The sequence below is a fragment of the Pantoea sp. DY-15 genome (genome assembly GCF_019795935.1).
Lineage (GTDB): Bacteria > Pseudomonadota > Gammaproteobacteria > Enterobacterales > Enterobacteriaceae > Pantoea > Pantoea leporis.
On sequence record NZ_JAIMIF010000004.1, the window covers coordinates 49,568 to 72,596 of the forward strand.

The 23,029-nt window shown below is 56.5% G+C and carries 23 protein-coding genes; 14 read left to right on the forward strand and 9 right to left on the reverse strand.

Annotated features, from left to right (window positions below; translation table 11 throughout):
* Positions 1 to 95 precede the first annotated feature (95 nt).
* The 5 genes from ugpB (at position 96) to ugpQ (ending at position 5,019) form a co-directional block, all read left to right on the forward strand.
* Entirely contained in the window at positions 96 to 1,412 is a 1,317-nt protein-coding gene (gene ugpB / locus K5Y32_RS15420) for a sn-glycerol-3-phosphate ABC transporter substrate-binding protein UgpB (RefSeq protein WP_008109903.1), read from the forward strand.
* Positions 1,413 to 1,475: 63 nt separating this feature from the next.
* Positions 1,476 to 2,363: a sn-glycerol-3-phosphate ABC transporter permease UgpA gene (gene ugpA / locus K5Y32_RS15425; protein WP_101763092.1), complete on the forward strand. Its 888-nt coding sequence runs from the start codon at positions 1,476 to 1,478 to the stop codon at positions 2,361 to 2,363.
* Positions 2,360 to 3,205: a sn-glycerol-3-phosphate ABC transporter permease UgpE gene (gene ugpE, locus K5Y32_RS15430; RefSeq protein WP_222184940.1), complete on the forward strand. Its 846-nt coding sequence runs from the start codon at positions 2,360 to 2,362 to the stop codon at positions 3,203 to 3,205. Before ugpA ends, ugpE begins: the two co-directional genes overlap by 4 nt.
* Positions 3,206 to 4,279: a sn-glycerol-3-phosphate import ATP-binding protein UgpC gene (locus K5Y32_RS15435; RefSeq protein ID WP_192236025.1), complete on the forward strand. Its 1,074-nt coding sequence runs from the start codon at positions 3,206 to 3,208 to the stop codon at positions 4,277 to 4,279.
* Entirely contained in the window at positions 4,276 to 5,019 is a 744-nt protein-coding gene (gene ugpQ, locus K5Y32_RS15440; protein WP_110868135.1) for a glycerophosphodiester phosphodiesterase, read from the forward strand. The genes K5Y32_RS15435 and ugpQ overlap by 4 nt, the downstream gene beginning before the upstream one ends.
* On the opposite strand, the gene K5Y32_RS15445 is transcribed toward ugpQ, so the two are convergent.
* A complete protein-coding gene (locus K5Y32_RS15445; protein ID WP_101763088.1) occupies positions 5,016 to 5,294 on the reverse strand; it encodes a DUF2756 domain-containing protein in 279 nt (92 codons plus the stop codon). The genes ugpQ and K5Y32_RS15445 overlap by 4 nt on opposite strands.
* Positions 5,295 to 5,621: 327 nt before the next feature.
* Between K5Y32_RS15445 and ggt the strand changes: the two genes are divergently transcribed.
* Positions 5,622 to 7,373: a gamma-glutamyltransferase gene (ggt, locus tag K5Y32_RS15450; RefSeq protein ID WP_222184942.1), complete on the forward strand. Its 1,752-nt coding sequence runs from the start codon at positions 5,622 to 5,624 to the stop codon at positions 7,371 to 7,373.
* 67 nt (positions 7,374 to 7,440) lie between these two features.
* Here the strand turns inward: ggt and K5Y32_RS15455 are convergent, their stop codons facing one another.
* Together K5Y32_RS15455 and K5Y32_RS15460 are read right to left on the reverse strand one after the other, a co-directional pair.
* Positions 7,441 to 7,932, reverse strand: coding sequence for a GNAT family N-acetyltransferase (locus tag K5Y32_RS15455; RefSeq protein ID WP_222184944.1), 492 nt, complete (start codon positions 7,930 to 7,932; stop codon positions 7,441 to 7,443).
* 227 nt (positions 7,933 to 8,159) lie between these two features.
* Positions 8,160 to 9,731 (reverse strand): AbgT family transporter, encoded by a 1,572-nt coding sequence (locus tag K5Y32_RS15460; protein ID WP_222184946.1) that lies wholly within the window; start codon positions 9,729 to 9,731, stop codon positions 8,160 to 8,162.
* Between the two features lie 217 nt (positions 9,732 to 9,948).
* Between K5Y32_RS15460 and K5Y32_RS15465 the strand changes: the two genes are divergently transcribed.
* From K5Y32_RS15465 to gntU, 4 genes are all read left to right on the forward strand, one after another.
* Positions 9,949 to 10,644 (forward strand): pirin family protein, encoded by a 696-nt coding sequence (locus K5Y32_RS15465; protein ID WP_110868138.1) that lies wholly within the window; start codon positions 9,949 to 9,951, stop codon positions 10,642 to 10,644.
* Positions 10,645 to 10,782: 138 nt separating this feature from the next.
* Positions 10,783 to 11,778 carry a gluconate operon transcriptional repressor GntR gene (gntR, locus tag K5Y32_RS15470; RefSeq protein ID WP_222184948.1) on the forward strand — a complete coding sequence of 332 codons (996 nt, stop codon included), beginning with the start codon at positions 10,783 to 10,785 and terminating at the stop codon, positions 11,776 to 11,778.
* 142 nt (positions 11,779 to 11,920) lie between these two features.
* A complete protein-coding gene (gene gntK, locus K5Y32_RS15475; protein WP_036621490.1) occupies positions 11,921 to 12,457 on the forward strand; it encodes a gluconokinase in 537 nt (178 codons plus the stop codon).
* A gap of 2 nt (positions 12,458 to 12,459) precedes the next feature.
* A complete protein-coding gene (gene gntU / locus K5Y32_RS15480) occupies positions 12,460 to 13,800 on the forward strand; it encodes a gluconate transporter (protein WP_176970051.1) in 1,341 nt (446 codons plus the stop codon).
* A gap of 52 nt (positions 13,801 to 13,852) precedes the next feature.
* Here the strand turns inward: gntU and K5Y32_RS15485 are convergent, their stop codons facing one another.
* The 6 genes from K5Y32_RS15485 to K5Y32_RS15510 form a co-directional block, all read right to left on the reverse strand.
* Positions 13,853 to 15,478 (reverse strand): Na/Pi cotransporter family protein, encoded by a 1,626-nt coding sequence (locus tag K5Y32_RS15485; RefSeq protein ID WP_222184950.1) that lies wholly within the window; start codon positions 15,476 to 15,478, stop codon positions 13,853 to 13,855.
* A 108-nt stretch (positions 15,479 to 15,586) separates the two neighbouring features.
* Complete coding sequence (locus K5Y32_RS15490) at positions 15,587 to 16,579, reverse strand: ABC transporter ATP-binding protein (protein ID WP_222184951.1); 993 nt, start codon at positions 16,577 to 16,579, stop codon at positions 15,587 to 15,589.
* A gap of 2 nt (positions 16,580 to 16,581) precedes the next feature.
* Positions 16,582 to 17,367, reverse strand: coding sequence for an ABC transporter permease (locus K5Y32_RS15495; RefSeq protein WP_222184953.1), 786 nt, complete (start codon positions 17,365 to 17,367; stop codon positions 16,582 to 16,584).
* A 10-nt stretch (positions 17,368 to 17,377) separates the two neighbouring features.
* A complete protein-coding gene (locus tag K5Y32_RS15500; RefSeq protein ID WP_101763077.1) occupies positions 17,378 to 18,223 on the reverse strand; it encodes an ABC transporter permease subunit in 846 nt (281 codons plus the stop codon).
* On the reverse strand, positions 18,223 to 19,032 hold the full coding sequence (locus K5Y32_RS15505; protein ID WP_222184955.1) for an alkaline phosphatase family protein: 810 nt from the start codon (positions 19,030 to 19,032) through the stop codon (positions 18,223 to 18,225). The genes K5Y32_RS15500 and K5Y32_RS15505 overlap by 1 nt, the downstream gene beginning before the upstream one ends.
* 10 nt (positions 19,033 to 19,042) lie before the next feature.
* Complete coding sequence (locus K5Y32_RS15510; protein ID WP_222184957.1) at positions 19,043 to 20,104, reverse strand: ABC transporter substrate-binding protein; 1,062 nt, start codon at positions 20,102 to 20,104, stop codon at positions 19,043 to 19,045.
* Between the two features lie 224 nt (positions 20,105 to 20,328).
* On the opposite strand from K5Y32_RS15510, the gene K5Y32_RS15515 reads away from it, so the two are divergent.
* The 4 genes from K5Y32_RS15515 to ubiA all read left to right on the forward strand — a co-directional run bounded on the left by K5Y32_RS15515 (position 20,329) and on the right by ubiA (position 22,999).
* Entirely contained in the window at positions 20,329 to 21,027 is a 699-nt protein-coding gene (locus K5Y32_RS15515; RefSeq protein WP_101763074.1) for a UTRA domain-containing protein, read from the forward strand.
* A 68-nt stretch (positions 21,028 to 21,095) separates the two neighbouring features.
* Positions 21,096 to 21,506: a phosphate-starvation-inducible protein PsiE gene (psiE, locus tag K5Y32_RS15520; protein WP_061718383.1), complete on the forward strand. Its 411-nt coding sequence runs from the start codon at positions 21,096 to 21,098 to the stop codon at positions 21,504 to 21,506.
* Positions 21,507 to 21,588: 82 nt separating this feature from the next.
* The gene (gene ubiC / locus K5Y32_RS15525; RefSeq protein ID WP_137384959.1) at positions 21,589 to 22,107 is read left to right on the forward strand and encodes a chorismate lyase; all 519 of its coding nucleotides are present in this window, start codon (positions 21,589 to 21,591) and stop codon (positions 22,105 to 22,107) included.
* A gap of 7 nt (positions 22,108 to 22,114) precedes the next feature.
* On the forward strand, positions 22,115 to 22,999 hold the full coding sequence (gene ubiA, locus K5Y32_RS15530) for a 4-hydroxybenzoate octaprenyltransferase (protein WP_110868146.1): 885 nt from the start codon (positions 22,115 to 22,117) through the stop codon (positions 22,997 to 22,999).
* Positions 23,000 to 23,029: the final 30 nt, after the last annotated feature.

Below are 23,029 nucleotides of genomic sequence, written 5' to 3' on the forward strand. Positions count from 1 at the left end.
ACCTGTTATTAATCCGTCATTTCCCCGTGTCATGTTACGTCGCGAACTAAAAAATGCGCGCATTCGCGCGTACTTAACAGCACAGGAAAAACCTTATGTCCGCTTTTACGCTTCGTCCCCGCCTGATGAGTGTCGTGCTCGGCCTGGCGCTCAGCGGTAATGCGCTGGCTGCAACTGAGATCCCTTTCTGGCACTCAATGGAAGGCGAGTTAGGCAAAGAAGTTGATTCTCTGGCACAACGTTTTAACCAGGCTCATCCCGATTACAAAATCGTTCCGACTTACAAAGGCAACTACGAGCAGAGCTTAGCGGCGGGTATCGCGGCGGTGCGCTCCGGTAAAGCGCCTGCGCTGCTGCAGGTATACGAAGTCGGTACGGCGACCATGATGGCGTCAAAAGCTATCGTCCCGGTCAACCAGGTGTTTAAAGACGCTGGCGTGCAGATGGATCCGAAACAGTTCGTGCCAGCCGTTGCCGGTTACTACAGCGACAGCAAAGGCCAGCTGATCTCGCAGCCGTTCAACAGCTCCACGCCGGTACTGTATTACAACAAAGATGCGTTCAAAAAAGCCGGTCTGAACCCGGATCAGCCACCAAAAACCTGGCAGGAGCTGGCGAAAGACGCCGAAGCGCTGCGCAAAGCGGGCCTGACCTGCGGTTACGCCAGTGGCTGGCAGGGCTGGATTCAGATTGAAAACTTCAGCGCCTGGCACGCGTTGCCGGTCGCCACCAAAAACAACGGCTTTGACGGTACCGATGCGGTGCTGGAGTTCAACAAGCCGGTGCAGGTGCGCCATATCGAAATGCTGGAAGCGATGAACAAGAAGGGGGATTTCACCTACTTCGGTCGCAAAGATGAATCCACCGCCAAGTTCTACAACGGCGATTGCGGCATCACCACCGCGTCGTCCGGTTCGCTGGCCGACATCAAACACTACGCCAAATTTAACTTCGGCGTTGGCATGATGCCGTACGATGAGACCGTTCCGAACGCACCGCAAAACGCCATCATTGGCGGCGCGAGCCTGTGGGTGATGAAAGGCAAAGATGCCAACACCTACAAAGGCGCGGCGGAGTTCATGAAGTTCCTCGCACAGCCGGAAATCGCTGCCGAATGGCACCAGAAAACCGGTTATCTGCCGATCACCACCGCCGCGTACGAGCTGACCAAGCAACAGGGCTTCTATGACAAGAACCCAGGCGCAGACATCGCTACGCGTCAGATGCTGAACAAAGATCCGCTGCCGTTCACCAAAGGTATGCGTCTGGGCAACATGCCGCAGATTCGTACCATCGTGGATGAAGAGCTGGAAGGTGTGTGGACCGGCAAACAGGCGCCGCAAGCCGCGCTGGATAACGCTGTAAAACGCGGTAACGAACTGCTGCGCCGTTTTGAGCAGCAAGTGAAGTAACGCTGTTATCTCGGGGCCGACGCCTGGCGTTCGCCCCGATTTTTCTCTTGGATTGAGCCTGCTATGTCCTCATCGCGCCCCGTATTTCGCTCCCGTTTTCTGCCCTATTTGCTGCTGCTGCCGCAACTGGTGATCACGGCCATCTTCTTTCTGTGGCCAGCCGGTGAAGCCTTGTGGTATTCACTGCAAAGCATTGATCCTTTTGGCATCTCCAGCACCTTCGTCGGAATGGCGAACTTTAAACGCCTGTTCAGCGACGAGTACTATCTGGCGTCATTCTGGACCACCATTGAGTTCAGTGCGCTGGTCACCATTTGCGGCATGACCTTTTCCCTGCTGCTGGCGGCGCTGGTGGATTACGTGATTCGCCTGCGCAAGCTCTACCAAACCTTGCTGCTGCTGCCGTACGCGGTGGCGCCGGTGGTAGCGGCGGTGCTGTGGATGTTCCTGTTCAATCCGGGCCTCGGTTTGTTCAGCCACCTGCTGAACCAAATGGGCTACAACTGGAACTACGCGCAAAACAGCGGTCAGGCGATGTTCCTGATTGTGCTGGCGTCGATCTGGCAGCAAATGAGCTACAACTTCCTGTTTTTCTTTGCCGCGCTGCAGTCGATTCCCAAATCGCTGGTGGAAGCGGCGGCGATCGATGGCGCCGGTCCGGTGCGTCGCTTCTTCAATTTATCCCTGCCGCTGATTACGCCGGTGAGCTTTTTCCTGCTGGTGGTCAATCTGGTGTATGCCTTCTTCGATACCTTCCCGGTGATCGATGCCGCCACCGGCGGCGGGCCGGTGCAGGCCACCACCACGCTGATCTACAAAATCTATCGCGAAGGCTTCACCGGGCTGGATCTCTCTTCCTCCGCCGCGCAATCGGTGGTGCTGATGCTGCTGGTGATTGGCCTGACTATTCTGCAATTCCGCTTTGTCGAGCGTAAGGTGCAATACCAATGATTGAGAATCGACGCGGGTTGGACATCTTCAGCCATACCTTGCTGGTGCTGGGCGTGCTGACCATTCTGTTCCCGCTTTACATCGCTTTTGTCGCGGCGACGCTGGATAACGAGGCGGTGTATCAGGTGCCGATGACGCTGCTGCCGGGCACGCATTTGTGGGATAACATCGCGCGCATCTGGACACATGGCGTGAATGGCAACGGTCCGGCGTTTGGCATGATGATGCTCAACAGCCTGCTGATGGCGCTCGGCATCACCATTGGCAAAATCAGTGTCTCGATGCTCTCCGCCTTCGCGCTGGTGTGGTTCCGTTTCCCGCTGCGCTCGCTGTTTTTCTGGCTGATTTTCATCACCCTGATGCTGCCGGTGGAAGTGCGTATTTTTCCGACGGTGGAAGTGATTTCGACGCTGAATATGCTCGACAGCTACAGCGGCCTAACGCTGCCGCTGATGGCATCGGCGACGGCCACTTTCCTGTTCCGTCAGTTCTTTATGTCACTGCCGGACGAGCTGATTGAGGCGGCGCGTATCGACGGTGCCAGCCCGATGCGCTTCTTCTGGGACATTGTGTTACCGCTGTCCAAAACCAATCTCGCCGCGCTCTTCGTGATCACCTTTATCTACGGCTGGAACCAATATCTGTGGCCGCTGCTGATCATCAACGATGCCAGCCTCAGCACCGCCGTCGCCGGAGTGAAAAGCATGATCAACAGCAGCGGCGGGCCGACGCAGTGGAATGAAGTGATGGCGGCAATGTTATTAACCCTGATTCCACCGGTGGTGGTGGTACTCGTGATGCAACGTGCGTTTGTGCGTGGCCTGGTAGAGAGTGATAAATAAATGGCAGGCGTAACCCTTCAGACCGTTACCAAATCGTACGACGGTAAAAATCAGATCATTCAACCCCTGAATATCACCATTAACGATGGCGAATTTATGGTGATGGTCGGCCCTTCCGGCTGCGGTAAATCGACGCTGCTGCGCATGGTGGCGGGCCTTGAGCGCGTATCGTCGGGCGATATTTATATCGACGATAAACGTGTCACCCACATGGAGCCGAAAGATCGCGGCATCGCCATGGTGTTTCAGAACTACGCGCTCTATCCGCACATGACGGTGGGCGAAAACATGGCGTATGGCCTGAAAATTCGCGGCATGGGCAAAGTGCAGATTGATCAGCGCGTGATGGAAGCCGCGCGCAGCCTTGAGCTGGATCATCTGCTGCATCGCCGCCCGCGTGAGCTGTCGGGCGGACAGCGTCAGCGCGTGGCGATGGGGCGCGCTATCGTGCGTGAACCGGCTGTTTTCCTGTTTGATGAGCCGCTGTCGAATCTGGATGCGCGCCTGCGCGTGCAGATGCGTCTTGAGCTGCAACAGCTGCATCGCCGCCTGAAAACCACCAGCATCTACGTGACGCACGACCAGGTAGAAGCGATGACGCTGGCGCAACGCGTGATGGTCATGAACAAAGGCGTGGTGGAGCAGGTGGGCACGCCGGTGGAAGTCTACGAGCGTCCAGCCAGCCAGTTTGTTGCCTCGTTTATCGGCGCGCCCGCCATGAATTTGCTGCCAGGGCAAATCAGCAGCGACGGCACGCGTTTCACGCTGGATGCGCTTAACAGCTTGCTGCTGGGCGAGAGCAGAGCCAAATGGGCCAATCGTCCGCTGACGCTCGGCATTCGTCCCGAACACATCAAACTCAGCAGCCGCGATGCGGGCGGCATTCCGCTGGTGGTTGAAACGCTGGAGATGCTCGGCGCGGACAATCTGGCGCACGGCCGCATCGGTAACGCACGCATGGTGGTCCGTTTGCCACACAGCGAGCGCCCGCTGGCGGGCAGCACCTTGTGGCTGCATCTGCCGTCAGATGCGTTACACTTCTTCGATTCAACCTATGGAAAGCGTCTGGAATGAGTCAACATAACTGGCCTTATCCGCACATTGTCGCGCATCGCGGCGGCGGCAAACTGGCCCCGGAAAATACCCTCGCGGCGATTGATGTCGGCGCGCAGCACGGTCACACCATGATCGAGTTTGATGCCAAGCTGTCGCAAGATAAGCAAATTTTCCTGCTGCACGACGATACGCTGGATCGCACCAGCAACGGTTGGGGCGTGGCGGGCGCGCTGTCGTGGCATAAGCTGTCACAGCTGGATGCCGGCGGCTGGTTTAGCCGCGATTACGAAGGCGAACCGCTGGCGCTGCTGAGCGAAGTGGCCGAGCGTTGTCGCCAGCATCAGATGATGGCGAACATCGAGATCAAACCCACCACCGGGCAGGAGGTGGAAACTGGCCGCAATGTGGCGCTGGCCGCACGCGAACTGTGGCAAGGACAAACCGCGCCGCTGCTCTCCTCCTTCTCTTACGCAGCGCTGGAGGCGGCGATGGAGGCAGCACCTGAACTGCCGCGCGGGTTGCTGCTGGATGAGTGGCACGACGATTGGCAGGCGCTGACGGCGCGTCTGGATTGCGTGTCGATCCATCTCAACCACAAATTACTCGACGCCAAACGCACCGCGCAGCTGAAAGCGGCCGGTCTGCATATTCTGGTGTATACCGTGAATCAGCCCGCGCGGGCGCGCGAGCTGTTGAGTTGGGGCGTCGATGCTATCTGCACCGACCGCATCGATATTATCGGTCCCGACTTCCGCTAGTTCTGCTGCTGTTTCTGGCCCGGTTGCGACTGAATCACCCGCTGCTGGGCGCTATCCCGCTGTTCCTGCACCTTGCGCTGGACATCCTGACTTTGCTGCTGCTGATTCTGCTGCAACCTGAGTTTCTGCTGTTGCTGCTGATTCTGCATCTGCGACTGCATCCGCTGCTGGCTCGGGTTGAAGCCGGGTTTGTTCGGATCGTTGGTGCTGTTCAACGTATTTGCCATGCTGCTTAACGGCAGCAATGCTGCGATCACAATTAGCCATTTGTTCATGGTCTTCCTCCATTCATGCAGCCTGCTGTGTGCTGATGCTGCCAAAGTGGCAACACGCGCTGCAGCCATAAGTTTATGCGATATCACAAACCTATGATCCAGGAGTGCGCCGAATTTAGCTTACTGCTACGCTTTTTACTGTGTTTGCAAACACTTGCATCAATAAATAACAAATGGATACCCAAAATAATTCGAGGCGCAGGAAGGCGGCAAACGAGAGAGTTCGATGAGCTTACATAAGTAAGTGATTCGGGTGAACGAGAGCAGCCAACGCATCTGCACCTTGAAGTATGAAGGGTATAAATAACTTTAAAAGGATGGTGGCAGATGAGGATACAGGGCAACGTGCGTCAGTTCGGCTGGGCATTATTGATGAGTTTTACCGTGGTGCAAGGCGCACACGCTGCGCCCGCTAACGCGCCGCCGGTTTCGTATGGCGTTGATAGTGATACCTTTCACCCGGTAAAAGCCAAACATGGCATGGTGGCATCGGTGGATGCGATGGCGACAGAAGTCGGCGTCGATATTCTTAAGCAGGGCGGTAACGCGGTGGATGCGGCGGTTGCGGTGGGTTTCGCGCTGGCGGTGACGCATCCGCAGGCCGGTAATCTCGGCGGCGGGGGCTTTATGCTGCTACGCACCGCATCGGGCCGCACCACCGCCATCGACTTCCGCGAAATGGCACCGGCGCGCGCGTCACGCGATATGTTCCTTGATAAGCAGGGCAACGCTGATAGTAAGTTGTCACTCACTTCACATTTAGCCTCAGGTACGCCGGGCACCGTGGCCGGTTTTGCGCTGGCGGCGCAGAAATACGGCACCTTGCCGCTGAGCAAATTACTGGCGCCCGCCATTAAACTTGCGCGTGACGGCATCGTAGTGAACGATGCGCTGGCCGACGATCTCGCCACTTATGGTAAAGAGACGTTGATCAATCACGACAACAGCCGCGCGATTTTCTACAAAGCCGACGGCAAGCCGTACCAGAAGGGCGAACGTCTGGTGCAGAAAAACCTCGCGCGTAGCCTGCAATTGATTGCTCAGCAAGGGCCGGATGCGTTCTATAAGGGCAAAATCGCCGATGAAATTGCCGGTGAAATGGCGCAGCACGGCGGCCTGATCGGCAAGCCGGATCTGGCGGCTTATCGCGCGGTAGAACGCAAACCGGTGAGCGGCACCTATCGCGGCTACGAAGTGTTCTCCATGCCGCCGCCATCCTCCGGCGGGATTCACATCGTGCAGATCCTCAATATCCTGGAAAACTTCGACCTCGCGAAGTTTGGTTTTGGCAGCGCGGATGCGATGCAGGTGATGGCGGAAGCGGAAAAATACGCTTACGCCGACCGTTCAGAATACCTTGGCGATCCTGACTTCGTTAAAGTGCCGCAGCAGGCGCTAACCAGCAAAGCCTACGCCAAAACCCTGGCGCAGCAGATTGACGTCAATAAAGCGCGTCCATCCAGCGAGATCAAACCCGGTAAACTGGCGCCGTATGAAAGCAATCAAACCACGCATTTCTCGGTGGTGGATAAAGATGGCAACGCGGTCGCGGTGACTTACACGCTGAATACTTACTTCGGCAGCGGCATTGTCGCCGGACAAAGCGGCATCTTGATGAACAATGAAATGGATGATTTTTCGGCCAAACCGGGTACGCCAAACGTCTACGGCTTAGTCGGCGGCGAGGCGAACGCGGTGCAACCGGCTAAACGTCCGCTGTCATCGATGTCGCCTACTATTGTGGCAAAAGACGGTAAAACCTGGCTGGTTACCGGTAGCCCAGGCGGCAGCCGTATTATCACCACCGTGCTGCAAATGGTGGTGAACAGCATCGATTTCGGCATGAACGTAGCGGAAGCGACCAACGCACCGCGCTTCCATCATCAATGGTTGCCCGATCAGCTGCGCGTGGAAAAAGGCTTCAGCCCGGATACGTTGCGCCTGCTGGAAGCCAAAGGCCAGCATGTGAAAGTGATGCCTGCGATGGGCAGCACGCAGAGCATTATGATTGGGCCGGACGGCACGCGTTATGGCGCATCGGATCCGCGTTCAGTGGATGATTTAAGCGCAGGTTATTGATCGCTAATGCGCAATAAATTGCGCCGCTACGGTATGTGCACGTCTTTGTAGCGGCGCGATTAACAGGTTATTTCAAGCGCGCCATATAGTGCGTATCCACCATTTCGCCGTTGCGCATGGCGTGGCGACGTGCGGTGCCTTCGATCTCAAAGCCAAACTGCCGATACAAGCCAAGCGCTTTATGATTATCGGCGAACACCGTCAGCTCAATGCGCGTCACCTGCAGCCAGTTGTCGCACAAATCAATCATCGCTGACATCAGCGCTTTACCGACGCCGCGCCGATGAAAAGCAGAATCGACGCCCATGCCAAATGTCGCGGTATGGCGACGGCGCGCCACCGACAGCACTGCCACCGTGAGTTGCCCGGCAATCTGATCGTCAATGCACGCCACTAGCATATGCACACCCGGACGCAGATTACTGAGGCGGTCCTGCCACAGCGTCGGCGATTGATACGGCAGATGCAGCGTGTTGGCCTGCGGTTCAGGCTGACTGTACATGCGCGTTAAAGCAGCAGCATCTTCGGGAATAGCGTGACGAACAACGATCTGACTCATGAGCGACTCCTTGTGCAAAATGGATAAAATCCCCTTTAACATCAAGGAATTCTCGCTCTTCGTCAATGCAAAATAATTCGCAAAAGGGCTTTACAGACGCGAATGATAATGATTATTATTGCCATGCGAGCTCGGAAACGTCTCCTGACAACCGGGTAAGCACGACATTGCTCACATTGCTTCCAGGTATTATTTAGCCAGCTCGGGTGCTGGCTTTTTTTTTGCCTTTACAGCGTGTACCAGGTTGCCGCACCGGGCCCGACCGGCAGATTGAAGACAAACACCCAAAGTACAAACAGCAGCGTCCAGCCAATCATAAACACCACCGAATACGGCAACATCATCGCCACCAGCGTACCGATGCCCATATCGCGTCGATAACGCGCCGCCACCGCCATAATCAGGCCAAAGTAACTCATCATGGGTGTAATCACGTTGGTCACCGAATCACCGATGCGATATGCCGCCTGAATCACTTCGGGCGCAAAGCCGACCAGCATCAGCATCGGGACAAAAATCGGTGCGGTCACCGCCCATTGCGCGGAGGCGGAGCCAATCATCAGGTTGATAAAGCCGCAGATCATGATGAAGCAGACAAACAGCAGCGGCGCGCCCATATCGATTGATGCCAGCAGATTAGCGCCTTTCACTGCCACCACGGTGCCGAAATTGCTCCAGTTAAAAAACGCCACGAACTGCGCAGCAAAGAACACCAGCACGATATACATGCCCATGCTGCTCATACTGGCGGACATGGCGTTAATGACATCGCGATCGCTGCGCATATTGCCGATCAGGCGGCCATACACCATGCCGGGAATGGCGAAGAAGACAAAGATAAACACCACGATGCCCTTCAGGAACGGTGAACCCGCCAGCGTGCCGGTTTTCGGGTTGAGTAACACGCCGTAGCCCGGAATCACGGTCAGGATCAGCAGCAGCGTAACGCCAAGAACCGCCCAGCCCGCGCCTTTCAACGCCCGACGTTCTTGCGTCGTCAGCGCGCCCATATCGCCTCGCACCGCATCACCTTCGCTGTCGTGATATTTGCCCAGTTTAGGTTCGACGATGCTGTTGGTGATCCAGGTGCCAAGAATGGCAATCACGAAGGTACTGACAAACATAAAGTACCAGTTCACTTCCGGGCCAACATGGTAGTCAGGATCGATAATCTGCGCGGCGCTTTGGGTAATGCCCGAGAGCAGCGGATCGATGGTGCCAAGCAGTAAGTTGGCGCTGTAGCCGCCAGAAACCCCGGCAAACGCCGCGGCCAAGCCCGCCAGGGGATGACGGCCCAATGAGTGGAAAATCATCGCGGCCAGCGGAATCAGCACCACATAGCCCAGCTCAGAAGCGGTGTTGGAGATAATGCCAGCGAAGACGATGGTGAAGGTGATGAGCTTTTTCGGTGCGTTAAACACCAGCGCGCGCATCGCCGCCGAGAGCAGCCCTGAATGTTCGGCAATCCCCACACCGAGCAGCGCAACCAATACGGTGCCGAGCGGCGCAAAGCCGGTAAAGTTGGTGACCAGATGGCTGACGATGCGTTGCAAACCTTCGGCACTCATCAGGCTAACCACGTGAATCACACCGTCTGGTGCGCGTCCTGCCGCGCCAACTGGGCGGGGATCGATCACGTTGACGCCAAACGCTGCGGCAACGGCAGACGCAACAATGATAAACAGTGAAAACAGGGCAAATAGAGTAATCGGATGCGGTAATAAATTACCCAGCCATTCAACGGTATTCAAAAAGCGCTCAATCGGGCGCTTAGCGGGTGGAGTGATGTGTTCTGACATAATTTTTCCTTGTTATTCCTGCTTGCAGGGTCCGTGATGCTCATTGTTATGTAGTGGGTTATCTACAAGACCCATCTCGTTCGCACTTCCTCATCAGTAAAACCTGGGTCGTTTTTTCGTTTTCATTCACTTTTTTTGAACAGAGGGATGAAGTTTTTCAGCTATCAATCAATCCTTCGCAGTACCAAACTGTAAAAAACATTGAGGAGAATTGAACATGATTTATGTACGTAAAGCTGAAGAACGCGGTCACGCTAATCACGGTTGGCTGGATAGCTGGCACACCTTTTCTTTCGCCGATTATCACGATGCCAACTTTATGGGCTTCTCGGCACTGCGCGTGATTAACGAAGATGTTATCGATGGTGGTCAGGGCTTCGGCACCCATCCGCATAAAGACATGGAAATCCTGACCTATGTGCTGTCTGGCACCGTTGAACATCAAGACAGCATGGGCAATAAAGAGCAGATTCCGAGCGGTGAGTTCCAAATCATGAGCGCCGGTACCGGCGTGCGACATTCGGAGTACAACGCCAGCGCCACCGATCCGCTGCACCTGTATCAGATCTGGATCATTCCAGAGCGCAAAGGCATTGAGCCGCGTTACGCGCAGCGCCGTTTCGATGATGTTAAAGGCCGCCAGTTTGTGCTGACGCCGGATGAACGTGACGGATCGCTCAAGGTGTTTCAGGACATGACGTTGTCGCGCTGGGTCTTTGCTGAGGGCGAAAGCGATGAAGTGACAGTTGAAGCCGGTCGTCGCGTGTGGATTCAGGTGGTGAAAGGGCTGGTGAGCGTGAATGGCGAACAGGTTGGCAGCAGCGATGCGCTGGCGATTTGGGATGAAAGCGCGCTGAGCATCAAAGCTGACAGCGATGCAGAGATTCTGCTGTTTGATTTGCCACCGGTTTAAAGGTCGCGCAATGAACGGCGCCGCTGCAATATCTGCACGTATTTGTAGCGGCGCGATTGATCGCGCAGGTTTTCCTCAAAGGCAGTGCATGACAAAAAAATGATAAACTCGTCGTATCTCTGATTTCAGGCGCATACGATGAAGAAGAAAAGACCGGTATTACAGGACGTTGCCGATCGTGTCGGCATCACAAAAATGACCGTCAGTCGCTACCTGCGCAATCCCAATCAGGTTTCTGCGGCGCTGCGCGATAAGATCGCCGTGGCGCTGGACGAACTCGGTTACATCCCCAATCGCGCCCCCGATATGCTCTCCAACGCCACCAGCCGCGCTATCGGCGTGCTGCTGCCTTCCTTAACCAACCAGGTTTTCGCCGACGTATTGCGCGGCATTGAGGCCGTCACCGACGAAGCGGGTTACCAAACGCTGGTGGCGCATTTTGGCTACAACGCGCAGAAAGAGGAGTTACAGCTGCGATCGCTGCTCGGCTGGAACATTGACGGCGTGATCCTCACCGAGCGTACCCATACGCCGGGCACGCTGCGCATGCTGGAAGTCGCGGGCATTCCAGTGATTGAAATGATGGATTCGGTCACGCCGTGCCTCGATATGGCGGTGGGCTTTGATAACGTCGAAGCCGCGCGGCAGATGACGCATGCTATTCTGAAAAAAGGCCATCGCCATACGGTTTACCTCGGCGCGCGCCTTGATGAACGTACCTTGCAGAAGCAACAGGGCTACGAAAAAGCGATGCGCGAAGCGGGGCTCACGCCACACAGCGTGATGATGGAAGATGCCTCCTCTTTCAGCGCCGGCGCGCAACTACTGTGCGAGGCGCAAAAGCGTTATCCGGAAACTGACAGCCTGTTTTGTACCAACGATGACCTCGCGGTGGGCGCGATGTTTGAGTGCCAGCGTCAGGGATTACGCGTGCCGCAGCAGATGGCGATTGCCGGTTTCCACGGCCACGACATTACGCAAGTGGTGAATCCGCGCCTCGCCACGGTGTTAACGCCGCGCGAGCGTATGGGACGGGAATCGGCAGCGATGCTGCTGGCGCGCATTGGCGGCGATCGCACGCTAACGCAACCGCTGGATGTTGGCTTTGAAATCTCCGAAGGTGACAGCATCTGATTTTGGCGATTATTTGAGTCAGTTCACACTTTCGTGCTTTTCCACCTGAGAAGGGTTGCCAGCCTTTCAGTGGCCTCTGACAATGGCAGCTCAATTTGTTATCGGTAACATTGGGCAGAATTCACTGCCGGAGCGCAAAACAATGACAACGCCATCTCCATCGCACCACGTCTTTATCCTGATGGGCGTTTCCGGCAGCGGAAAATCTGCCGTCGCCAATCAGGTCTCTCATCAGTTAAACACTGCGTTCCTCGATGGGGACTTCCTCCATCCGCGCAGCAACATCATGAAAATGGCCGATGGCCATCCGCTGGACGACAACGATCGCCAGCCGTGGCTGCAGGCGCTGAATGATGCGGCATTTGCCATGCAGCGCACGCAGGAGATCTCCATCATCGTCTGTTCGGCGCTGAAAAAGTCCTATCGCGACATCCTGCGTCAGGGCAACGAGAACCTGAAATTCATCTATCTGCAGGGCGACTTCGAAACCATCGAATCCCGCCTGAAAGCGCGTAAAGGTCACTTCTTCAAACCGCAGATGCTGGTGACGCAGTTCGCCACGCTGCAGGAACCCGGCGCGGATGAGCCCGATGTACTGGTGGTTGATATCAATCATTCACTGGATGAGGTAGTTGCGGCCACGGTTGCGACCATTGAGGGTGCAATCAACAAGGGTTAGTCATGAGTACCGCAACGCTAGTGTTAACCGCAGCAGGCTCTGTCCTGCTGTTGCTGTTTTTGGTGATGAAAGCGCGTATGCACGCCTTTGTTGCCCTGATGTTAGTCTCCATTGGTGCCGGTCTGTTTTCCGGCATGCCGCTCGATAAAATCGCTGAAACCATGGAAAAAGGCATGGGCGGAACGCTCGGCTTTCTCGCCATTGTGGTGGCATTGGGCGCGATGTTCGGCAAGATCCTGCATGAAACCGGCGCCGTCGATCAGATCGCCATCCGCATGTTGAAAACTTTTGGGGAAAGCCGCGCGCACTATGCGATGGGCGTCGCCGGGTTAATCTGTGCGTTGCCGCTGTTCTTCGAAGTGGCGGTGGTGTTGCTGATCAGCATTGCGTTCGCCGTGGCGCGTCGCACCCAAGGCAATTTAGTTAAACTGGTGATCCCGCTGTTTGCCGGCGTTGCGGCGTCCGCCGCGTTTCTGCTGCCGGGTCCCGCGCCAATGCTGCTGGCTGCGCAGATGCACGCCGACTTTGGCTGGATGATTCTGCTGGGCCTGTGCGCGGCGATTCCGGGCATGCTGATTGCCGGTCCGCTGTTTGGTAATTTTATCGCACGTCACGTTAGCTTTAGCGCACCGCCGGAAGATCATCAGCCGGAAGTGGAAGAGGGCAAACTGCCGTCGTTTGGCTTTAGTCTGGCGCTGATTCTGTTCCCGCTGCTGCTGGTTGGCCTGAAAACCATCGGCGCACGCTTCACAACGCCGGGTTCCCATCTGTATGAGTGGCTGGAGTTTATCGGCCATCCGTTCACCGCGATTTTGCTGGCCTGTCTGGTGGCGATTTATGGCCTGGCTTATCGTCAAGGCATGGATAAAGAGAAGGTGATGCAGGTATGCGGCAGCGCGCTGCAACCGGCGGGCATTATCCTGCTGGTGATTGGTGCGGGCGGCGTGTTCAAGCAGGTGCTGGTGGATTCGGGCGTTGGCCCGGTTTTAGGGCATGCGTTGACCGGCGCAGGTATGCCGATTGCGCTGGCGTGCTTCATCCTTTCTGGCGCGATTCGCGTGATTCAGGGTTCGGCCACCGTGGCCTGTTTAACCACCGTCGGTTTAGTGATGCCGGTGATTGAACCGCTGCACTACAGCGGCGCGCAGCTGGCCGCGCTGTCGATCTGTATCGGCGGCGGCTCGATCATTATCAGTCATGTGAATGATGCGGGTTTCTGGCTGTTTGGCCGCTTCACCGGCGCCACCGAAGCCGAAACGCTGAAGACATGGACGCTGATGGAAACCATTTTGGGCACCACCGGCGCGATTGTTGGCATGATTGCGTTCAGTTTGCTGTCGTAGATTTTGTGTGGTCGCCATAAATGGCGACCCTACGAAACCGGTCTACCGACACTCAATCCTCTTCCCGCTCATCATCTGGCTGATCCAAAACCGTGTACGCCACGGCGCAGAACAGCGAATTCAAACGCTTCATATCGCCCAGCAAGCCAAGGTGCAGCGAGCTTGTCTCAATGCTTTGCACATTCTGCAGATGCAAGCGCTCGACGTGCGCGTGGGAGAAACGGCGAATCAGGATGCGGAAGCGATGCTTGGAGCGGCGCAGGCGTTTGGCGCTGGTGACATCGTGCGACAAAAACACCGACAAACTCAGACGCAGGTTATACAGCACCTGTTCCTGCAAGGTTTGCAGCTCCTCCAGTCCTTCGGCAGAGAAGGCGCGGCGCGCGGTCAGTGACTTATCCGCTACGTCGGCGCACATGCGTTCGATAATGTCGCCCGCCTGCTCCAGGTTGAGCGCCATCTCAATGATCTCCGCCCAGCGGCGCGAATCATCCTCCGGCAAATCCTCTTTCGGCATACGCGCCAGATAGAGTTTGATCGCGGTGTAAAGCACATCAACATCATCATCCAGCCGCCGCACCGCGCGCTCTTCGCGCAGGTCGCCGTGCACCACTTTATTGAATGACTCAATCATCTGCTCGACCACATCGCCGATGCGCAGCGTTTCGCGTGAGGCATTAGCCAGCGCTAACGCCGGCGTATCCAGCGCGCTGCTGTCGAGGTGTTTGGGTTTGAGATGGGCTTCGTTTTCGGGATCATCGGCAATCATACGGCGGCACAGGCGCGCCATTGGATCGGCAAACGGCACCATGACTAAGCAGCGAATCAGGTTGTAGAAGACGTGGAAGAAGATTACCAGCTCTTCATCATTGACCGGCAGCTTATCCAGCACATCGGCGACCACATTGACGAACGGCAAAATGGCGATGCTGCCAATCAGCTTAAACAGCAGGCTGCCGAGCGCGACGCGTTTGCCCGCTGCGTTGGAGCCGCTGGCGTTGATCATTGCCAGCAAGCCGCTGCCGAGGTTGGCACCAATCACCAGACAGAGTGCGACCTTGAAGGAGATGACACCGGTAGCGGTCAGCGTGGCGGTAATCAGGACCGCCGCGAGGCTGGAGTAACTGATGATGGCGAACACCGCGCCAATCAGTGCATCGAGCATCACATCGCCGGTCAGCGTTGAGAACAGTACCTGAACGCCCGACGCCTGAGTGATCGGTTTGGCGGCCGCGACAATCAGCTGCAGCGCCAGCAGAATCAGGCCAAGCCCAATACTGGCGCGGCCTAACTGCCCAATGCGCGTTTGCTTGCGGCTGAGGAAGAACACCACGCCAAAGAAGATAAACAGCGGCGACAGCCACGACAAATCGAAGGTCAGGATGCGCGCCATGATCGCGGTCCCGACATCCGCGCCCAGCACCACCACCAGCGCAGGCGTCAGGCTCACCAGATTCTGTGCAACAAAGGAGGTAACCAGCAGCGTGGTGGCGTTACTGCTCTGCACCAGCGCCGTGACGCCAATACCGGCAAGAAACGCCATCGGTTTTTTTTCGACGCTGCGGCTGAGTACGCGACGCAGATCGGCACCGTAAACGCGCATGATGCCGGTGCGCACAATGTGTGTGCCCCACACCAGCAGCGCAACGGCAGAAAGTAAATTAAGCAGAGTTAACACGTATAGAGGCTCCTCATCCGTCAGGCTCAAACCACACCGATTGCCAGCCTGACGGTGAGCACAACCGGTAAAACCTTCGCCGCGTTGTGTCGCCTTTTTTCGTTTAAATTAAGCAACCTGGCGCAACGTCGACATCTCTAACTGTAGCCCAATCTGCATACCAGCGGGATGCAAATCTGCCACGCTGCGGTTGAGGACATCTATCGAGAGCTCCACGTTTTGTGCGCACACCCGATAGCGAATCACGTTGCCAAGCAAGCTGTGGCTGAGGATGGTGGCAGGAATGCCCGCCTGCGGTGCACACAGCTGGATCGACTCCGGGCGAATCGCTACCTGGCCGCTAAACGCCTGTCCGGTCAGCTGCGTTGCCTGTTCGGCGCTCAGCAGGTTGTAGTTGCCGATAAAACCGGCGGCAAATAGATCGGCCGGTTGGGTGTAGAGCATTTCCGCGTTGCCGTTCTGCACGATCTTTCCCCGATTCATCAGCACGATGCGATCGGACATGGTCAGCGCCTCTTCCTGATCGTGGGTAACAAACAAGGTAGTGAGTTTCAGCTCGCGCTGAATATTGCGGATCTGTTCACGCAGATGGCGACGAATGCGCGCATCCAGCGCCGACAGCGGTTCATCCAGCAACAGCAAGCGTGGACGCGTCACCAGCGAACGCGCCAGCGCCACGCGCTGACACTGTCCGCCAGAGAGCTGATGCGGATAACGCCGCGCGAAGTCGGTGAGTTCCACCAGCGCCAGTACCTCCATCACGCGTTTCTGAATCTCGCTGCTCGCCAGTTTCTGCATCTTCAGGCCAAACGCCACGTTCTTCTCAACCGTCATATTGGGGAACAGCGCGTAGCTCTGAAACACCATGCCGATGGTGCGCTTTTGCGGCGGCAGCGGCACGATATCCTGTCCTTGCAGCAACACGTTGCCGCTATCCACTTCGGTCAATCCGGCGATACAGCGCAGCAGCGTCGATTTGCCGCAGCCGCTGGGACCGAGCAGCGTAACAAACTCGCCTTCTTCGGCACTGAAATCGATGTTTTCAAAAATGGTGGTCGGGCCGTAGCTTTTGTTCAGCTGGGTGACGCTCAGATAACTCATGGTCAGCCTCGTTCAGGATTGAGGGCATTCGCCAGCCAGGTAACCAGCAGGACGACGGCAAAATAGGAGATCACCAGCGCGCTGGTGAAGTGGCCGCTGCCGTTGCGCATGTTAAACAGATAAACCTGCAAGGTTTCATAACGGGTGCCGACCAGCATATTGGCGAAGACAAACTCACCAATCAGGAAGGAGAAGGAGAGCAGCACCGCGATAAATACCCCTTTGCGCAGGTTCGGCAACACCACAAACAGCGCCGCCTGCCAGGTGCTGGCACCGAGCAGCTGCGCGGCATCAATCAGCTCTTTCAGGTTGATGGCCTGCATATTGTTGGAGATGGCGCGATAGATAAACGGCAAGGCGATGGTGAAGTAGCAGCCGATCAAAATCCACGGCGTGCCGGTCAGCATCAGCGGCGACGACGAATAGAGTTGCAGCAGCCCGACCGACGACACCACTGGCGGCACGGCGAAGGGCATCAGGATCAGCACGTTCATCACCGCATCCAGTTTCGGATAGTAGTAAGCGATTACAAACATGGCAGGTAGCACCAGCATCAGTGAGAACAGCAGCGCACCGCAGCAAACCAGTAGCGAATGACCGAGCGCGGTCAGGAAACGCGCATCGCTCCACAGCGCGCTGAGCCACTTCAGCGTAAAGCCCTGCGGCAGGATGGTGTCGCTCCAGCTGGTGGAAATGCCGTACAGTAACGTCGCCAGCAGCGGCGCGGCTAAAATGGCCAGCAGCAGCCAGACAATCAGGCGATGATAAAATTTTTCCGCGCGCGACACGTGTAGCTCCTCAGGAAGGTTTGGCGTTGAGATAGCTGCGGCGCACCAGATACTGCTGCACCACGGTAATCAGCGCCATAATCAGCACCAGCAACATCGCCAGCGCGCCGCCGGTGTTGGGATCAAGCGAGATATCGCCAGAAACCAGCGCGGCAATACGTACCGGCACCACGTTAAAGTTGCCGGTAGTGAGCGCGTAAATAGTGGCGTAAGCGCCGAGCGCGTTCGCCAGCAAAATCACGAAAGTACCGAGCAGCGCCGGGAACAGAATCGGCAAACCGATGTGCCACCAATAGCGCCAGCGACCTGCACCCAGCAGCGCGGCGGACTCTTGCCAATCCTGTCGCAAGCCATCAAACGCGGGATAGAGCAGCAAAATGCCGAGCGGGATTTGGAACCAGGTGTACACCAGCACCATGCCGTCACGCGAGAACAGCTTGAAGCCTTCCAGCACGCCGTAATGGCGCAGCAGCAGCGTCAGACAACCGTTCAGGCCGAGCAGAATGACGAAGGCAAACGCCAGCGGTACGCCGGCGAAGTTGCTGGTCATGTTGGTAAATGACATCAAAAAACGCTGAAAGCGGCCGCTGCCGAGCTGATGCAGCGAATATCCGGCAACCAGTGAGATCAGCAGGCCGTAAATGCTCGACCAGATGGAGATGTCGAGCGACAGGCGAAACGCCTGCAAATAGAACGGCGAGGTGAGGATATCGCTGTAGTTGTCGAAGCCCCAACGCTCATTGATGTCGCTCCAGAAGCTGTTGATGGCAATCCACAGCAGCGGCGCGAGCTGGAATGCCACCCAGAACAGCGCAAACGGCAGCAGCAATAGCGCGGCGAGCGTTTTGCCTTTCATTACTGCGGCTCCGCCAGTAACGCACGACATAGCGGTTTGTCATGTTCGACGCCGAGCAAGGTGCACACGATGCCGCACAGTTCGGTCTGCTGCGGCTGGAGATCCGGCAGCAGCGAGAAACCTTTGCCAAACACGAACAGCGGCACCTGCGTCTCTTCCGGCAAAATGCCGCCGTGCGAGCGGTCATCGTTCATGCCGTGATCGGCGGTGACAATCACCTGATAACCGGCCGCCAGCCAGTCCGGCATCCACTGCGACAGATAACCATCGGCCATGCGCGCGCGGTTGCGATACTGCGGCGATGACAGGCTGTGCTTGTGTCCGGCATCGTCAATGTTCATCGGGTGGATCAGCAGGAAGTCGGGATCGTGCCGCAAACGCAGGCTTTCTGCATCTTCAAACAGGTGGGAATCCGGATAACCGTCGTCCCAGTAAAAGTGGCCATACTGAATCGGCAGATCGGGCGCGACCGTGTGGCGGTCGCGCGCCGCGTTGAACGGGGATTGATTGTAGAGCTCACTCACCCAGTGGTAGGCGGCTGCCGCGGTGGTGAGACCGGCGGCACGTGCGTAATGGAAGATGCTGCGCTGATTACTCATGCGACTGACGCCGTTGTGAATAATACCGCTGCGCACCGGTGGAATGCCGGTGAGAATGCATTCGTACAGCGGGCGCGACAGCGAAGGCAGTTCGCAAGTCAGCGTATAATATTGGCCGTTGCCCTGCGCGCATTCAGCAAACAGATAGCCCATTGCGTGCTGCGCTACCTGATTACTCAGCCCATCCAATACCACCAGGATCGTTTTCATCCCTCGCTCCTTACTGCTTCATATTAATGATGACGTTCTCTTGCCACAGGCGCGGCAGCATTTTCGAGGTTTTATCCCACGCGGCCTGGTCTTTGATTGGACGGGCATTCTTATACTCAGACTGCGGCAGCAGCTTGGCCTGCACGTCGGCGGGCAGAGTTAAATGCTCGGCACGAATCGGGCGCGCATAGCCTTTCGCCAGGTTGATCTGGCCTTCATCAGACAAGATGTATTCACGCGCCAGTTTGGCGGCGTTCGGATGTTTGGCGTATTTGTTGATGATGGTGCTGTAGCCAGAAGTGACGGAACCGTCGGAAGGGATCACCACTTCGTAGCGGTTTTTGTCGATCTGATCGCGGTAGTTCAGACCGTTAAAGTCCCACACCACCGCCACCTGAATTTCGCCTTTTTCAATGTTGGCAATCACCGGATCGGTCACGCCAAGACGGCCTTCTTTCGCCAGATCGCCGAAGAAGCTCAACGCCGGTTTCACATTCTTCTCGTCACCGCCTAATGCATAGCTGGCCGCCAACACGCCGTTCGCTGCCTGAGCCGCAGTGCCGACGTCACCGATAGTGACCACATACTTACCTTTCTTCAGATCGGCCCAGCTGTGCGGCACATCTTTGACCTGCTGCTTATCCACCAGGAACGCGATGGTGCCGGTATACGCCAGCATCCAGTTGCCATCCTGATCTTTCGCCCAGCTCGGGATTTGCTCCCAATGCGTTGGCTTATACGGTTGCGCCACGCCTTTAGCGACGGCAATCGGACCGAAAGCAGCGCCCACATCACCGATATCGGCGCTGGCGTTCTCTTTCTCTGCAGCAAATTTTGCCAGTTCCTGCGCCGAGGACATGTCGGTGTCGCTGTGCTTCAGGCCATATTTGCTGTTGAGGCCACTCCAGGTATCTTTCCAGTTGGCCCAGCTATCTGGCATGCCGACGCTGTTGACCTGACCTTCGGCGCGCGCGGCTTTTTCTAACGCGGCGAGGTCATTATCTGCGGCTTGCGCGGCGGGCAGCGCAAGCAGTACGGCACTGGCTACTACAGAGGCGATAAACGCTTTCATCTCGATTGCTCCCGGTATATGTTGTGGGACTTCTTGGTCTAGTCCAGCAAGAACCGAGCCAATGTAGCCCGAAAAGATGAAGGTTTTATGACCATGGTGGTGAAACGGGGTGTGGCGCGACGATCCACATGCGGTTACAGCGCGCTAAAGCGTGGGTTGTTCTCTGTCACATTGTAGTCATCGAACTGTCATAGTGCAGATTTGCCCCAAAATGAGGCTGAAAAATGATGTCGAAAACGGCGGATGTGATTGCAGCAGGGCTGCGGGAACGCATTGAAAGCGGTGAATTTGCCGGTGGTCGTTTGCCCGCCGAACGTAGCTTAAGCGAACACTATTCCACCACGCGCATTACGCTGCGTGAGGCGCTGGGTTTGCTGGAAGCGCAGGGCATCATCTATCGTGAATTGCGTCGTGGCTGGTTTCTCGCACCGCCTCGGCTGGTCTACAACCCCTCTCATCATAGCCATTTTCACGCCATGGCCGCTGAGCAAGGCCGTATTGCCAGCACTGAAGTGCTGGAGGCGCGCGAAGTGCCAGCGCAATTAGCCATCGCGCGTCATCTGCAACTGCTGGAGGGCGATCGGGTTTACCGCATTCGCCGTTTGCGCCGTATTGATGGCCGCGCCGTGTTGTATGTCGAGCATTACCTCAATCCCGCCTTCTTTCCGGGATTGCTGGATGAAGACCTGACGCGTTCACTCACCGATCTGTATGACCAGCGCTATGGCATTCGCTACGGCGGCGCGCGTTTTACCATTTTGCCGGGACCGCTGCCGGTGCGCGCTGCGCCCGCGCTCAACGTGGCGAGCGGCACGCCCGGATTGTTGATTACCCGCATCAATCGCGATCAGCACAAGCGCGTGATTGATTGCGACTGCGAGTTCTGGCGCTATGACGCGCTGTGCGTGGATGTCGAAGTATAAATATTGTGATTTTGATCACACTACAGCATGATAGCGCCAGTAAGTAATTGAGAGCGTGAGGCGCAAAAATGACAATAAAAACAGGGGTTGGGCAGTACATCTCTTTAGCATTGCAGTGGGTGCTGAATATTGGTCTGATCATTCTGGCCATTATTCTGGTGGTGTTCCTCGGTAAAGAAACCATTCATCTGGCCAACGTGCTGTTGAGCACCGGTGAGCAGACGTCTTCCTATCTGCTAATTGAAGGCATCGTTATCTATTTCCTCTACTTCGAATTTATCGCGTTGATTGTGAAGTACTTTCAGTCTGGCTATCACTTCCCGCTGCGCTACTTCATCTACATTGGCATCACGGCGATTATCCGCCTGATCATCGTCGACCATAAAAATCCGTTCGATACGCTCTACTACTCGGCGGCGATTTTGATTCTGGTGGTGACGCTGTGGCTAGCGAACAGTAACCGCCTGAAACGCGAGTAATAATATCGCGTGGCACAACGAGCCGTGCCACGCATTCTCCTCTGCGCTAAACTAGGGCAACTTTTTTCCCGGAGATGTCCTGATGTCGCATGACGCGCTGCGCCAGTTACGCGCACTGCACTGGCTGCCAGCCTCTTCACCGCAGCTTTCTGCCCCGCTACTTGACTGGTTAATGGAAGAAGACTCCATGACGCGTCGCTTCGAGCAGCATTGCCAGCAAGTGACCGTAAAACTGATCCGCGAAGCGTTTATTGGCGCTGAAGAGATCTCGGAGGAAGCGGAATTTTTGCCCGCCGACCCGCGCTTCTGGTTACGTGAAATTGTGCTGTGCGGTGATGGCGAGCCTTGGCTGATTGGCCGCACCGTGGTGCCAGAAAGCACGCTGAACGGCCCCGAGCAGATGCTGCAACAGCTCGGTACGCGCCCGCTTGGCCGCTATCTGTTCTCTTCATCTACCCTGAGCCGCGATTTTATCGATCCCGGTCAGGTTGGCGATTTATGGGGACGCCGTTCCCGCCTGCGTTTGTCGGGCAAGCCGCTGCTGTTAACTGAACTGTTTTTACCGGCGTCGCCGCTCTATCGCGCGCTGGATCAAGGATAAAACCACTGTGCAAAACACCTTACCCATGACCAAATGGCAGGCTTACTGCCGCCTGATGCGTATCGATAAACCCATCGGCACTGTGTTACTGCTGTGGCCAACTCTGTGGGCACTGTGGCTCTCCGGCATGGCGATTCCACCGCTGCCGGTGCTGCTGGTGTTTGTGCTCGGCGTTATCGTGATGCGTGCTGCTGGCTGCGTGATCAACGATTACGCAGACCGCAAAATCGATGGTCACGTCAAGCGCACGGCGTCACGTCCGCTGGCCAGCGGCGCGGTGTCCGGGAAAGAGGCGAAGTTGCTGTTTGCCGGTCTCGGTTTGCTGGCGTTTATGCTGGTGTTGACCATGAACACCATGACCATTTTGCTGTCGTTTGGTGGCCTGGCGCTGGCGTGGGTTTATCCGTTTATGAAGCGCTACACGCATCTGCCGCAGGTGGTGCTCGGCGCAGCGTTTGGTTGGGCGATTCCGATGGGATGGGCAGCAGTTAGTGAGTCCTTACCTTTAGTCTGCTGGCTGGTTTTCCTGGCGAACATCTGCTGGACGGTGGCCTATGACACGCAGTACGCGATGGTCGATCGCGATGACGATTTGAAGATTGGCGTAAAATCGACGGCGATTCTGTTTGGCCGTTACGACAAACTGATTATCGGTTTACTGCAGCTGGCAACGCTCGGTTTGATGGCGCTGGTGGGCATGATGCTTCATCTGAATGGGGCGTTTTACTGGTCGCTGCTGCTGGCAGCAGGCTTGTTTGTGCATCAGCAGAAGCTAATTGCCCAGCGCGAGCGCGATCCCTGCTTCCAGGCGTTTCTGAATAACAACTATGTGGGCATGGTGCTGTTTCTCGGCATTCTGCTCAGCACCGTGCCGTTCGCGGATCTGTTATAAACAAAAAAGGCGCAGTGAAGTGCGCCTTTT